Annotated in this window: 13 protein-coding genes; all 13 read right to left on the minus strand. The window is 58.3% G+C overall.

Going from position 1 to position 14,131, the window contains the following annotated elements; translation table 11 throughout:
- Positions 1 to 85 precede the first annotated feature (85 nt).
- Positions 86 to 1,753, minus strand: a complete 1,668-nt coding sequence (locus MD273_RS10955) for an arylsulfatase (protein ID WP_239037835.1) — start codon at positions 1,751 to 1,753, stop codon at positions 86 to 88.
- Between the two features lie 26 nt (positions 1,754 to 1,779).
- Positions 1,780 to 2,865, minus strand: a complete 1,086-nt coding sequence (locus tag MD273_RS10960; RefSeq protein WP_239037836.1) for an SMP-30/gluconolactonase/LRE family protein — start codon at positions 2,863 to 2,865, stop codon at positions 1,780 to 1,782.
- 2 nt (positions 2,866 to 2,867) lie between these two features.
- Positions 2,868 to 3,296, minus strand: coding sequence for a universal stress protein (locus tag MD273_RS10965; RefSeq protein ID WP_239037837.1), 429 nt, complete (start codon positions 3,294 to 3,296; stop codon positions 2,868 to 2,870).
- Positions 3,271 to 4,539 (minus strand): multidrug effflux MFS transporter, encoded by a 1,269-nt coding sequence (locus MD273_RS10970; protein WP_239037838.1) that lies wholly within the window; start codon positions 4,537 to 4,539, stop codon positions 3,271 to 3,273. The genes MD273_RS10965 and MD273_RS10970 overlap by 26 nt, the downstream gene beginning before the upstream one ends.
- 23 nt (positions 4,540 to 4,562) lie before the next feature.
- Complete coding sequence (locus MD273_RS10975; RefSeq protein ID WP_239037839.1) at positions 4,563 to 4,766, minus strand: hypothetical protein; 204 nt, start codon at positions 4,764 to 4,766, stop codon at positions 4,563 to 4,565.
- Positions 4,767 to 4,923: 157 nt separating this feature from the next.
- Positions 4,924 to 5,769 carry an alpha/beta fold hydrolase gene (locus tag MD273_RS10980; protein ID WP_239037840.1) on the minus strand — a complete coding sequence of 282 codons (846 nt, stop codon included), beginning with the start codon at positions 5,767 to 5,769 and terminating at the stop codon, positions 4,924 to 4,926.
- Between the two features lie 45 nt (positions 5,770 to 5,814).
- On the minus strand, positions 5,815 to 6,846 hold the full coding sequence (gene dmpG / locus MD273_RS10985) for a 4-hydroxy-2-oxovalerate aldolase (RefSeq protein WP_239037841.1): 1,032 nt from the start codon (positions 6,844 to 6,846) through the stop codon (positions 5,815 to 5,817).
- 12 nt (positions 6,847 to 6,858) lie between these two features.
- On the minus strand, positions 6,859 to 7,794 hold the full coding sequence (locus MD273_RS10990) for an acetaldehyde dehydrogenase (acetylating) (RefSeq protein WP_239037842.1): 936 nt from the start codon (positions 7,792 to 7,794) through the stop codon (positions 6,859 to 6,861).
- 21 nt (positions 7,795 to 7,815) lie between these two features.
- Positions 7,816 to 8,604: a 2-oxopent-4-enoate hydratase gene (dmpE, locus tag MD273_RS10995; protein ID WP_239037843.1), complete on the minus strand. Its 789-nt coding sequence runs from the start codon at positions 8,602 to 8,604 to the stop codon at positions 7,816 to 7,818.
- A gap of 22 nt (positions 8,605 to 8,626) precedes the next feature.
- A complete protein-coding gene (locus tag MD273_RS11000) occupies positions 8,627 to 9,091 on the minus strand; it encodes a GlcG/HbpS family heme-binding protein (RefSeq protein ID WP_239037844.1) in 465 nt (154 codons plus the stop codon).
- A complete protein-coding gene (locus tag MD273_RS11005) occupies positions 9,088 to 11,589 on the minus strand; it encodes an efflux RND transporter permease subunit (RefSeq protein ID WP_239037845.1) in 2,502 nt (833 codons plus the stop codon). Before MD273_RS11005 ends, MD273_RS11000 begins: the two co-directional genes overlap by 4 nt.
- Positions 11,590 to 11,612: 23 nt before the next feature.
- A complete protein-coding gene (locus MD273_RS11010) occupies positions 11,613 to 12,677 on the minus strand; it encodes a WD40/YVTN/BNR-like repeat-containing protein (RefSeq protein ID WP_239037846.1) in 1,065 nt (354 codons plus the stop codon).
- A gap of 79 nt (positions 12,678 to 12,756) precedes the next feature.
- Positions 12,757 to 14,130, minus strand: a complete 1,374-nt coding sequence (locus tag MD273_RS11015) for a DUF1329 domain-containing protein (RefSeq protein ID WP_239037847.1) — start codon at positions 14,128 to 14,130, stop codon at positions 12,757 to 12,759.
- Position 14,131: the final 1 nt, after the last annotated feature.

Raw genomic sequence — 14,131 nt, forward strand, 5'->3', positions numbered from 1 at the left:
CACGGGTATCAATAAATCGGCCGGGCTTGTCCCCGGCCTTTGCTTCCCATGCTACCCAGACAGCAAATCTCCGCTTTCAAGCAACCTATTGGCTGGCGTCCGGGATCCCCGCCCAGTCAGCATACCGTCGCCACTCCACAAGCAACTCCTCGACCTTGTCCGGAAATATGTCCGAAAGGTCCCGACGCTCGCCACGGTCCTCGGCAAGATTGAAGAGCTTCCATTCGTAAGGTCGGTACAGTGAAGCAGGTGTGCCATCCGGCGCGTGCGCCGAGCGCAGCTTCCAGTCACCCTTCCGGATGTAGGACTGGCCAAACATCTCTCCACCAAAAGCTTCCGTTCTTGACTGGCTGGTACCCTGCCATACAGGCAGCAGCGACTGTCCGGTGGTCGGGAACCTGGGCTCGCCCTGGTAGCTATCACCCGGGAGATCGGTCTGGGCAATCTCCAGGAACGTGGGCAACAGGTCATCCACCCTGCCCACTTCCCTGGTTACCGAAACGGGTTGCTCGCTCTGCAAACGTGCCGGCAATCGCACAATCGCAGGCGAAGCAATACCGCCCTCTGCTGACGTCCCCTTGACCAGGCTAAAGGGGGTGGCACTGACCTCGGCCCATCGGAAACCGTAGTTCACGTTGGACCCCCTATGGCCAATGTTGTCCAGAGCGTTATTGGTGTGCTCATCACCCGGTGAGTAGCCTTTGGCGTGGTCCTCGCCTGCTGCACCGTTGTCAGACACGAAAACAATCACGGTATTGTCGTACTCACCGATGTCCTTGAGGAAGGAGAATAACCGACCGATGTTGGCATCCAGGTGATCAACCATCGCGGCATAGACTTCCATCTTTCGGGCCTGGAGGGCCTTTTCATCTTCGGTGAGTTCGTCCCAACGTTTATGCTTCACTTCGGCCGGCCTGGCAGGTGCAAACGGTTCCGCGAACAGGCCGCTGGCCATCAGGCGATCTATCCTTTGTTCACGGATCGCCTCATAACCATGGTCATAACGGCCCCGATATTTTGTGATGTAGGCTTCCGGCGCGTGCAGCGGCCAGTGCGGAGCGGTGTAGGCCGCCCAGGCGAAAAACGGCTTGCCGTTCTCGCGGTCCGCCTCGATGTAGCTGATCAGTTTGTCGGTGTAGAACTCGGTCGAAAAGAAATCATCCGGTACCTCAACGTCCGCTCCGTTCTCCCGATAGGTCACGTTTTCGACACGGACCTCGCTCCCTTCAATGGGTTTGAAATGGCTGGCCCCACCATCCAGCAAGGCAAACACCCGATCAAAGCCGAAGTTATATGGATCCTGCGCGGGTGCTTTTCCCAAATGCCACTTTCCAGCCATGTAGGTGTTGTAGCCTGCATCCCGGAGCAGTGCCGGAAGAGAGTGTGCCTTCTCATTGATATGACCCTCATAGCCCGGGCGCCCGTGCAGCTGCGGGGAAAACGGCAATACCTCGGCCATCGTGCCCAATCCCACCAGATGGTTGTCGGTACCTGACATCAACATCGAACGGGTTGGGGAGCAGGTCGGAGCAACGTAAAAGCTGGACATCCTCAGACCCTCGTTTGCCAACTGATCGAGTGTCGGCGTCTCGATCTCACCGCCGTAGCTGCCAAGGTCCGAAAAACCCAGGTCATCGGCCATGATCAGGAGAATATTGGGACGAGTGTCTTCGGCCGCTGAGACCACAGGCTTTAACGCCATTACCAGGCAACCAGCCATCATCAATGCAACCCGCACGCAGGTCTTTGTCATGTTTCCGATCTCCCACTACTCATGTCTCAGTCCTGCCGTGACGTCAGGCGTATCATCCGGTCTCCGTTGAACGCACCAACGTAGATGTCACCCTCGATTTCAAGCGCCACAGACACGCCGGGAAGGACCCCTTGACCGGCCTGAAACACCGTTTTGTTCGAGAGCGCGTCGGGGTCGATCGCAGATACCTTGAAACCGCTGGGGCAATCAGCGTTGTGGGCTAGAAAACACTGTTTGAACACGTCAGCATCCCGAATACCGGCAGCCAAAAGAAGGCCGTCCTCTCCCCAGCTCAGGTTATCGGGCATGTAGTCCACGGGAATCCGTGCCGAGACACGGTTTGCCGCCAGGTCAAACCGGTGTACTTCGCCTGCGGTCCACGCGGCGTACCAGGCATAACGACCGTTGGGGCTGACCTGAATGCCATTGGGAAACGGCGCGTCGCTGCCTTCGATCTTTGCCAACGGTCGCTCCGGCGACCAGGCCATCAGATAACCGGTATCCCGACCTCCGAGCAAATCGTCCAGCGGTGGCGGATTATGCATGGACTCCGCCTCAAACATGACGGTCGCGACGAAACCACCATCCGGATGGGCAGAAACGTCATTGAAACGTCCGGTTCCGGAATTCTCGACACAGCCACGCCAGATGGTCTTCCAGCCCTCTCCCACCGGCTCAATTTCCAGAAATTCGATTGCCTCACGTTTGCTGTGGTTAACCACCAGAAGCTGGTAACGGCCATCTTCGCGGGTGCTGAGGTGAATGCCATGAGCTCCCATAGGTTGACTGGGCGGCGCACAGTCAGCCTCGCCCCAACCTGACTCGGGTTCAATTTGGAGTTCGACATCCCTGGTCTGCCGGGTGGCCAGTTCCATCACCTGCAGCCGCGGAATCTGTCGTCCGTCCATTCCAGGAGTAATACCCATGAAAAGAAACCGACCATCGGGCGTCACCTCCATATCCTCGGGCGGCGCAATGCCACAAATGGCTTCATAAGCGTCCGTGCTCTTACAGCCGTCGCTGTCTGCAAAAGAGAAAGAGGGAATCAGCATCAGGTACAGGACCATAAATGCAGTGGGCAAAACCATGTTCTGGAGTGACTGGAACTTCATGACTATTTCACCAACAAGACAGGGACAGAGGCTTCATGAACAACCCGGGTAGCAACAGACCCCATCATCAGGTTGGCAAGATTAGTCATGCCCCGGGTTCCCATGATGATGGTGTCACACCCGAATTCATCAGCGGCTTCGGCAATTGTTTGGCTTACCTCTCCGATGGCTTCGTGTACTGTGAACGGCACGTCATTGTCTGTCAGAATCTTCGCAGCGCGTGAGTTGATCTCCTGCCCTTGTGCGCGTGCTCCCCGATTCAGTTTCTCCAACAGATCAGCGGAGGCATAGTCGCCAAAAATTCGCGGTGCCTCCTGAACATTCAGCAAATGAACGCTGACGCTCGAACCTCCCTGCTTCACACCAATGACATATTCAAGCGCCCGAATGGCAGCTTCCGAGCCATCAAACGGTAGGAGAACGTTCTTCATGCATGACCCCGCTATCGGTTAAGTTTGAGGAACAACGTAATACTCTCGAATCCACAACCAGCCACCGATTGGCGGCAAGCCCGCACAGGGAAAAAACAAGAATCACGCCTGCCAGGGGGATGGTGGTGCCGTTGTGCAGAACACTGATCAGCACCCCGGCCAGCATTCCCATGCCGAAGCTGGTGGTCGTGTGGAGTGCGGACGCCAGCCCCGCTCTTGCCTCCTGCTCTGCCAAAGCCATGGCTGTTGCATTGGGTCCAACCAGTCCGACGCTGCAAACCACCAGGAAGAAGCCCGGCAATACCAGCCAGAGCGTGCTTCCGCCCAGAAGTGCGTTGATTGTGAGAAAGACTGCGCCAACAAAGGGGATCCATAAGGCTGTCCGCAGAATACCGGAAGGGCTAAACCGCCTGAGCAGGAGGCGGTTCAATTGACTGGCGAGAACCAGACCAAACGCATTAGCTCCGAAAAAGAATCCGAATGCTTCCGGCGTTACGGTGTGGATTTCCATCAGGACGAAAGGAGAACCCACGATGTACGCAAACATGGCACCCGTGGTGAAAGCCTGGCTTAGCACAAAACCCATGAATGAAGGCGTGCGCATCAGACTCCAGTAACCGGAAACCACCGGCTGGAGTGCCAAACGTGCGACCCGTCTGGTCGATGTCTCACTCAGAACCAGGATGATGCCGGCGAGACATAAAAGTCCAAACCCGGCCAGTACGCCGAAGATTCCCTGCCAGCCACCCAGAGAAAGCACTACACCACCGGCCAGTGGTGCAAGAATTGGTGCCGTCCCCATAACCAGGGTGATCAGAGACATCACCCTTGCGGCTTCCCTTGGCTCACACCGGTCCCGGACGATAGCAATGGTTATTACCGCACCAGCACAGCCACCCAAACCCTGAAGGAAGCGCCAGCTGATCATCTCAAGGAGCGTTCCAGCACTGGCCACACCCAAGGCAGAGATTGCGTACAAACCAACTCCGAAAATCAGTGGAGGTTTTCGACCAAAGCGATCACTGACCGGACCATAGAACAGCATGCCGATCATCATTCCGACGAAATAGGCAGAAAACGTGAGTTCTACATCGCCGGAATTCAGTCCCAGCTCATGGGTGATAACCGGGAAAGCCGGCAGATACATGTCCGTGGACATCGGCGCAATGGCAGTAAGGCTGCCCAGAAGCACCAATAAAACCGGTTTTACACCGGAAGAAACAGGGCGGAGACTCTGACTCATCAAAAACTACCTGGATCCGTGGGTCAGAAAGCGTTCATTCCACGAAGACTTTTTTGGACCTGGCTAACCACCACTGTTCCGCCCATTCCCTTTGACGTCTTACCAGTCAGCCCCTGATACCATGCGCTGGTCATGCCCAGCCCGGGGTTTGCGAGGTAAACTGAAGACAGAGATGCAATCGGCAGAATCAGTAACAGTGCCAGCATGGCTTTCGCTATCCACTTCATCGCTGTTTGCCTCCGGTTTTTGTTGTTATCAGATCTTGTCTGATCAGCTTCCTGCAGAGGCCTGTGTGGTTCAACGCGGCGTAACGAAATAGCCCTTTCGAATGAACTGAATAAAGGGAACCCGCCGGGCACCATGCCTGGCGGGTTCTGACAGCTATCAGTGCTTCATGAAGTCGATAACAAGACGGTTGAACTCATCCGCATGCTCCCACTGCGCCCAATGGCCACACTGACTGAACACGTGCAGGGTCGAGTTGGGAATCATATTGAGCAGCTTCAGGCTCCAGTCAATCGGCACAAAACGATCGTCCCGGCCCCAGACGATCAGTGTGTCGTTGGGGATGTCGGGCAGATTATTGGTGTAATCCCCCATATTGAACTTGCTCTGTTCAACGCTCTTGAGGAAGTTGTCCAGGTGATGGGAATTCTCCATCATGGCGTTGTAACGCAGCTCAATCAGCTCGTCAGTCAGAGCACTGGAATCGTAGACGAAGACATCCAGCATGCGCTTCAGGCTCTCCATGGAGGGATCCTGATAAACACCAAACAGCAGCTTGATGCCCTCCATCGGCAGCGGCGTAAAAATGCTGGTCTTACCAACCCCTCCCGACCCCATCAGGATCAGTTTTCCAACCCGCTCCGGGTAATCCTTCACGAATGCGAGGGCACTGCCACCACCCATTGAATTACCAATCAGGTGGGCCTTTTCGATATCCAGAGCATCCATCAGCTGTTTGATGGCACGACCGTTAACATCGAAACGGGGTTCGCCGGTGACAATCGGATCTGATTTACCCCAACCCGGGCAATCCATCAGGATAACCCGGTATCCGGCTTCCACGAGCGGATCCACGTTTCGGTGGAAGTTCGCCCAACCAGTGGCACCGGCTCCCGAGCCGTGAATCATCAGAACGACTTCACCCTCGCCCGCCTCGTTGTAATGGAGCTTCCACTCTTCGGTCTGGACAAACTTGCTGGTGCCTTCATTGGTAAATTTGCTCATAACACTCTCTGCCTAGTTGTTTATTGGGTTTGTAACCAGAAATGGTCAGGCCTTGTCCTGTGCCGCCAGCAGATCCAGCGCCACATCCACAATCATGTCTTCCTGGCCCCCCACCATGCGGCGGCGGCCAAGCTCTACCAGAATGTCCACGGTCTTCAGGCCATACTTCTGCGCTGCTACTTCGGAGTGACGCAGGAAGCTGGAGTAGACGCCGGCATAGCCCAGCGCCAGGGTCTCGCGATCCACACGTACCGGACGGTCCTGCAGCGGGCGCACGATGTCGTCGGCCGCGTCCATCAGGGCGTACAGGTCGGTGCCATGCTCCCAGCCCATCTTGTCGAAGGCGGCGATGCACACTTCCAGCGGGGCGTTGCCGGCACCGGCACCCATGCCGGACAGGGACGCATCAATACGGTCACAGCCCTCTTCCACCGCCACGATGGAGTTGGCCACACCCAGGGCCAGGTTGTGGTGGGCGTGCATGCCGGTCTCGGTTTCGGGCTTCAGCACGTCTTTCAGGGCCCGGAAACGGTCGCGAATGTCGTTCATGTTCATCGCGCCGCCGGAGTCGACCACGTACAGGCAGGTCGCGCCGTAGTCTTCCATCAGCTTGGCCTGCTCGGCCAGGCCCTGCGGCGTCTGCATGTGGCTCATCATCAGGAAGCCGACGGTGTCCATGCCGAGCTTGCGGGCGTGTTCGATGTGCTGCTTCGAGACATCCGCCTCGGTGCAGTGGGTGGCCACCCGGACCGTCCGGGCACCGGCCTTGTAGGCATCTTCAAGGTCTTCGACCGTGCCGATGCCGGGCAGCAGCAGGGTGGCGATCCTGGCGTGTTCGACCACTTCGGCCACCGCCTCGATCCACTCCAGGTCGGTGTGGGCGCCGAAGCCGTAGTTGAAGCTCGAGCCCTGCAGGCCGTCGCCGTGGGCCACCTCGATGGAATCGACTTTCGCCTTGTCCAGCGCCCGTGCGATGTCCTGCACGTTCTTGATGGAGTACTGATGGCGGATGGCGTGGCTGCCGTCGCGCAGGGTCACGTCGGAGATGTACAGTTTCTTGCCGGGGTTATAAGTCATGAGTCAGTCTCCTCACTTGACCAGCGATTCGGCGATGCGCTCGGCGGTGCCCAGCGCGGCGGAGGTCATGATGTCCAGGTTGCCGGCGTAGGCCGGCAGGTAGTGGGCGGCGCCCTCCACTTCCAGGAAGACGGAGGTCTTCAGGCCGCTGAAGCGGCCCAGGCCCGGGACGTTCATGGGCTGGTCTTCGGGGATGTCGTCGAACTGCACCTTCTGCTTCAGGCGGTAGCCCGGCACGTAGGAGGACACGGCCTTGACCATCTCCTCGACGGAGGCTTCCACCTCGGCCTTGTCGGCCGCATCCGAGAGCACGTACACGGTGTCGCGCATCAGCAGCGGCGGCTCGGCCGGGTTCAGGATGATGATGGCCTTGCCCTTCTGGGCACCGCCCACCACTTCGATGGCCTTGGAGGTGGTTTCGGTGAACTCGTCGATGTTGGCGCGGGTGCCGGGGCCGGCGGATTTACTGGAGATCGAGGCCACGATCTCGGCGTAGTGCACCTTGGCGACCCGGGAGACCGCCGCCACCATCGGGATGGTGGCCTGGCCCCCGCAGGTGACCATGTTGACGTTGCCTTCCTGGAGGTTCTGCTCCAGGTTCACCACCGGCACACAGTACGGGCCGATGGCCGCCGGGGTCAGGTCGACGATCTTGATGTTTTCCTTGTGACCGCGCAGGAACACCTCGTTGTGCATGTGCGCCTTGGCGGAGGTGGCATCGAACACGATGTCGATGTCGGCGAACTCCGGCATCTTCACAAGCCCGTCCACACCCTCGTGGGTGGTGGCCACGCCCATGCGGGCGGCGCGGGCCAGGCCGTCGGATTCCGGATCGATCCCGACCATGGCGCCCATCTCGATGTGCTGGCCGTTGCGCAGGATCTTGATCATCAGGTCGGTGCCGATGTTGCCCGAGCCGATGATGGCGGCTTTGATTTTCTTGCTCATGATTCTTTCCTGTTGCTTCTATCAGTCGAACCGCACGGAGCAGCTGCCGATACCCGCCAGCGTCATCCGTAAATTGTCACCGGCAGTGACCGGCACCATGGCGGACAGGGCCCCGGACAAAATGACTTCTCCGGCCTTCAAGGACATACCCAGCTGACCAAGGGTGTTGGCCAACCAGGCCACCGCGACCGCCGGCGAACCCATGGTGGCTGCGCCTGCCCCTGTGCCCACGATCCGGCCGTTTTTTTCCAGCACCATGCCGGTTGTGTACAGGTCCAGATGACGGGGATCCACCAGGCGATCCCCGAGGACAAACACTCCGCACGACGCGTTATCCGCCACTGTGTCCTGAATCCGGATCTGCCAGTCGCGAATGCGTGAATCGACAATCTCGAAACATGCCATCACACCTTCGGTGGCCCTGAGCACATCAGCCACGGTGACGCCGGGGCCGCTCAGGTCCTGTTTCAGGACAAAGGCGATTTCACCCTCTGCTTTCGGCTGGATCAGGGATTCCATGGCAATCGACTCGCCCTGGTTGATCACCATCCGGTCCGTCAGCTGACCAAAATCAGGTTGGTTCACACCCAGCATGTCCATGACGGCCTGACTGGTAACGCCTATTTTCTTGCCAATCACCTTCTCACCGGCTTGGATCCGCCGCTCGATCAGCCGCTGCTGGATCCTGTATCCATCCTCGATTGTGAGGCCGGAGTAACGTTCGGTAAGGGGGTCAACCATGCGCGCCTGTCGCAGCGCATCAAACAGTTCATCGCCCAGGGCAACAATGCCTACTTCGGACTGACTCATGACTACTCCTCGGATTCGGTGGTTAAAGGGCGCTTTCGATCAGGCGGTGAATCGCCGCCAGCCCTGCCTCAGCGCATTCAATGTCCTGCTCTTCGCTGGCACCTGATACCCCTATGGCACCGATTACCCGCCCATGGGCCTGTACTGGAAACGCCCCGCCCATAGCGATGATGTCGGGCCTCAACAGAAGGTGGAGCCGAACCCGGTCCGTTGCGGCATCGATCATGTTGCCCAGGGTGTTACTCGGCATGCCGAAGGAAACCGCCGTTCGCGATTTCCCCTGGGCAAGTTCGATGCTGCTCCATGGGGTACCGGCTACCCGTGAGAAACTCAGCAGGTGCCCCCCGGCATCGACAACCGCAACGCTGACTTGCAGGTCAGATTGCCTGGCACACTCCATGGCCGCACTTACACCCGCCTCTGCGGCTTCCAGCGGCAACTCGGCTCCCATGACCCGGGGGATCGGTGTTTTCGGTGTCTGGTTCATGCAGTAACCTCCCTGTGGGCATGGCCTGGCTGGCGATTACCCGATTGCACATTGTTATTGATGGTGACGGATGAGGACTCAGCAGCTGCGCTGGCAGGCTGGCTTTCTGCTTCCCGGCGATACATGGAGCCGAGAAGGAAATAGGCGAGCGAGGGCACCAGAATCAGTGCTACCAGCATGTTGCACAGGAACATGAAGGTCAGCAGGAGCCCCATGTCGGCCTGAAACTTGATGGGCGAAAGCACCCAGGTCACAACCCCCAGCGACAGGGTGATGCCGGTAAAGATCACCACCCGCCCGGTGAAATTCAGCGCCTGGAAGTAGGCCTCGGAGAGTGTCGCACCGCGCTTCAGCCATGCCAGGGTGACGCTGAGTATGTAGAGGGCATAGTCCACTCCGATGCCGACACCAAGGGCGATCACCGGCAGAGTTGCCACCTTCAGGCCCATCCCCAGCTTGACCATCAGGGCTTCCGCCAGGATGGAGGTCAGCATCAGAGGCAGAATGGCGCACACGGTGGCACGCCAGGACCGGAAAGCGATTACACAGAGCATCGCAACGGCCAGGTAAACACCAATCAGCATTTCGGTGTTGGCCTTTTTGACCACGATGTTGGTGGCGCTCTCGATGCCGGCATTGCCGGCTGCCATCACGAACGTCACATCGGAGGTATTGAACTCCTCGGCAAACGCGCGGGTGGTTTCTACTACAGAAGTGAGCGTCGCGGCCTTGTGATCTTTCAGATAGGCAAAGATTTTCAGGAGGTCGCAGGTCGAATTGAACAGCTCCCGGGGCGATCGGTTCGCAGCCGCATTGATCATGGGTTGGTTCGGCAGCAACTCGTTCCAAAGGATGCTGCCTTCGTTCATCCCCACGTTGACCCTGCGGGCCAGCCCCGCGATGGATCGGCTGCTCTCCACGCCAGGCAGCTGGCGTAACCGCCATTCCAGTGCCTCGACCTTGCGCAGGGTTTCATAGTTGACGCATTCACCTGCCGGGGTCTCCACCATGACGATGAAAATGTCACTGCTGGCCTCGTAGGCACTGTTGATAAACGCGTTGTCCTGGTTGTACCGGGAATCGGCCCGCAGCTCCGGAGCACCGGGGTCCAGGTCGCCAACCTGAAGATCCTTGCTGATGGTGAAGGCCCACAGCACCACACCGCTGGCCACGAGCAGCGCGATTGCCGCGTACCGCCGGGTGGTGAAGTAATCCAGCACGCGCATGGTCTTCACAAACACAGACCCGTTCCCGGCAGGAGCCATTGCTTCCTGTTCCATCCGCAACTTGCGCTCTGCGGCTTTTGGCGATACCCCAACAAACGAGAGGATAATCGGCAGCAATGCCAGGTTCGTGAAAATCAGCAGGCCAACACCGATGCTGCAGATAATCGCCAATTCCTGGATGACCGGGATATCGACAATCGTGAGCACGGCAAAGCCGACGACATCGGCAAGGAGTGCGGTCATGCCTGCAGCGAACAGCCGGCGGAAGGTGTACCGTGCCGCAATCAGCCGATGGGTTCCGCGACCGATGTCCTGCATGATGCCGTTCATCTTCTGGGCACCATGACTGACGCCGATGGCGTAGACCAGGAACGGCACCAGAATCGAGTACGGATTCAGCTCATAGCCCAGCAACGGAAGGATTCCGAGTAGCCAGACGACCCCGACCAGCGTGCAACCCTGAACCACGACGGTACTGCGGATGCAACGCGTGAAATAGAACAGCACGGAGGTGGTAATGAGAACCGCGAGGATGAAGAAGACCAGCATTTCCTCGAGACCGGTAATCAGGTCACCCATCACCTTGGCGAACCCGGTGATGTGAATACTGACGCCCTGGTCATCGTACTTGGCACGGATGGTCTCGAGCCGATCCGACAGCGCCTTGTAATCCAGCGGCTCACCGGTTTCAGGATTGATATCCAACAGCGGTACGTAAATGATCGAGGAGCGGAAATCCGGCGCTACCAGCTGACCGATCTCCCCCGAACGCATGACATTGGAGCGAAGTTGCTCGAGATCCTTTTCCGTGCCGGAGAAACCATCCGGAATCACGGGTCCGCCATCAAAACCGACCTCTGTAACCCCCTGCCATCTCGTCAACGGGGTCCACAGCGATTTCATGAATGCCCGGTCAATACCCGGGAGCAGGTAGACCTCATCATTGATCTGACGCAGAGTCTCCATATAACTGGCAGAGAAGATGGTTCCCTTCCCTTCCAGGGCGACGGCGATCCGGAGGGCATTACCGGATCCGGTCAACTCGTCCTCATGTTCCAGATATTTCAGAATGAACGGGTGGCTCGCCGGAATGGTCTTGAGAAAACTGGCATTGAGTTTCGCGTCAGTTGCCGACCAGGCAAAGAAGCCTGTCAGGATCAGGCAAATCGCAACGACCCACGCGCGATAATTGAACAGCAATCGCTCGATCCGGTTACCGGACTGGCGGTCAAACTGATCCAGGGATGAAATAGACTCGAATTCATTGTTCATTTGTGTCGCCATAGCATTCAGCCTTATTCGAGCGTGTCGCCACTGAACTGGACAAAGCCACGCGCGCCAACGCCCAGAACGTCACCAGTGGATAGTTCAATCAGGTCAGTTATCGGGAAGCCGCGATTGGCCGTAACCAACCGGAAAGAATGGCCACCGTCCAGGCTCAACCAGCCCTGACCCGCGTTATCAACCAACAACACCCGGTTTCCGGACAACTCCAGTCCGGCGCCAAGGCTTTGCTGGGTATCCAGGTCGAGTTCGGTCCACGACTGGCCCTGATTCTCCGACCGGAAAGCGTGTCCGCGGAGTCCCCACACCAGCACGGTGTCTCCGGTCGTTTCCAGCACGCCAAAAAACGTCCCTTCGTACGGAGCGGAAAGCGTCTCGAAATCAGTCAGCGTGTCATCCGTGCGGTAAAGCCCACCACGTTCCCCAGCCATGTAAAGCCCGGCATCTCCGTTGGCGGTGTCATAGATGTGCATCTGCATGGTTCCGTCGAAAACAGCAGCGGAGGGCGCCCACTCCACACCACCATCAACGGTCCTGAAAGCGAAACCGTAGGCACCGTAGGCAATCACTTGACGATCTCCGAGGCATCGGACACCCAGAAACGGTTTGTCAGCGCCATCTTCAACCATCATTTCGGCGTAGAACGCCTGTTCCGAGCCGGCCTTTTCGAGCACTTCAAGCAGGTCTTCGGCCGCTCGGAAGCCGTCGTACTGCAACTGCCAGGTCGCGCCGGCATCCCTGGTATGCAAAATCGCGCCCCGGTGACCAACAGCCCAGCCCTCGCGATCAGAATCGAAGCAGACATCGGTCAATGTCACTGTCACCGGCACCTGCTCGGCTTGCTGCCAACTGCCGCCCTGATCATCAGAAAGCAGAATGTGGCCTCGTTCACCGACAGCGACCAGGCGGTCTCCCGCGTAATCAACAGCGGTAACCAGCGAGCGGGTTGCCAATGCCGACTGCTGGGCAGGCTGCTCGAGGGAGCCCGGTATCTGGTTCGCGAAGACTGCGGTGGCGCTGGTCGCCATCCAGACTCCGATCAGACCGCTCGCCAGCTGGAGGATGGGTTTCGTCATTGTCATTCACCCCGGTAAAGCGTGTTATCCGTCAAAAAGCCCGGCACGCGGATACGTGCCGGGAACCGTCAGAGCCGGATCAACGACCGCTCATACGCAACAATGATTGAGGTGAGAAATAGCTTTCGGAACGCGGTTCGACTTCGTTGTACTGCTCTCCGGCCACATCGCCCAGAGCACAGTTGTAGACCCACGCCCTGGTGCGGTGATCGTGGAAGAAACCGGTGCAGTAGTTTACGGTTGCAGGGATATCCGGTGCCGCGAACGGCGTGGTCAGGGATGTCCGCCACAGGTTACCTTCGGCATCCCAGCCATCCATGATTGCGGTGCCCCAGTTATCCTCGTCGTAGTAGTACTTGCGCTTGGGCACAGCGTGGCGGCTGTCCGGCTTCAGGGTTGCTTCCACCTCCCAGACCCGGTGCAGCTCCCAACGCATGTGCTCGGGTTTGGCGTGGCGCTTGCCCATCACCTCCTCGTCCTTGTTGGCCAACAACGCGTTGTTGTTGTAGGGAATGATCATTTCCCGTTTGCCGATGAGCTTCCAATCGAATCGCTCTGGCGAACCGCCGCCACCAAAGGTCTCGTCTACAAAATTCACCCCTGAAGCCACCACGTTAGGGGTATCGAAGTTGATGCTCGGTGCCTGACGCACGCGGCGCTGACCCGCCAGGTATTGCCACAGGGTCCGGCCCTTGTCGTGATCCAGGACGTTGTGAACCATCAGCGCCTCCCCCGCTCGGAATGCCGGGGCATAGGCCAACTGGATGGCCTTCATATACTTGGCATCCGGGGTTTCCTGGTAGGAGCTGTCAGCGTAGTAGTAGGGATACTGACCAATGTCCTCAGCTGCGGTCGCCAGTATGCGGGACCCATCACCGGTGGTTGTCCAGACCTTGTACTCTGTTTCCGTGGCCACCCCCCGCCAGAGCGTCATGTGGTTCCAGTGCACCTCAAGACCGGACTGCGGGATGGGGAAAGGTACACCGCCGTAGGCGCCCTCAACGGTCAGTCCATTATTGGTCAGTGTGGCTCGAGTGGCATTTTCCCGAGTGTTGTCATAAACATATTGGGGCGCCGCTGCGGTCCTGCGGGTCGGATAAACGTCGATCCTGAAGGTGTCTGGGTTGTCCTTGAACAACTGGATCACGCCGTCAGCAAGCTTGTCCCGATACTGGTCAAGGTTATCGATGGTGATCGTGTAGAGCGGTTTGTCATCGGCAAATGGATTAAACGTACGATCCCCTTCCTCGAAGCCCGGGTGGGACTCGGTGTAGCCACCGGTCCATGCCGGGATCGAGCCATCGGCATTCGCTGCTTTCTCAGCTCCCAGTGGGGTCAACTCGTTCCCGAGTTTCGCCGCTTCCTCGGGTGATACCTTTGCCTGCGCTACCCCTGCACTTGCCGACAGGATTGCGACGCACACTGCGAGATTCCGGATTTTGTTCTTGTACATG

It is taken from the genome of Marinobacter sp. C7, assembly GCF_022343555.1.
Taxonomy (GTDB): Bacteria; Pseudomonadota; Gammaproteobacteria; order Pseudomonadales; family Oleiphilaceae; genus Marinobacter.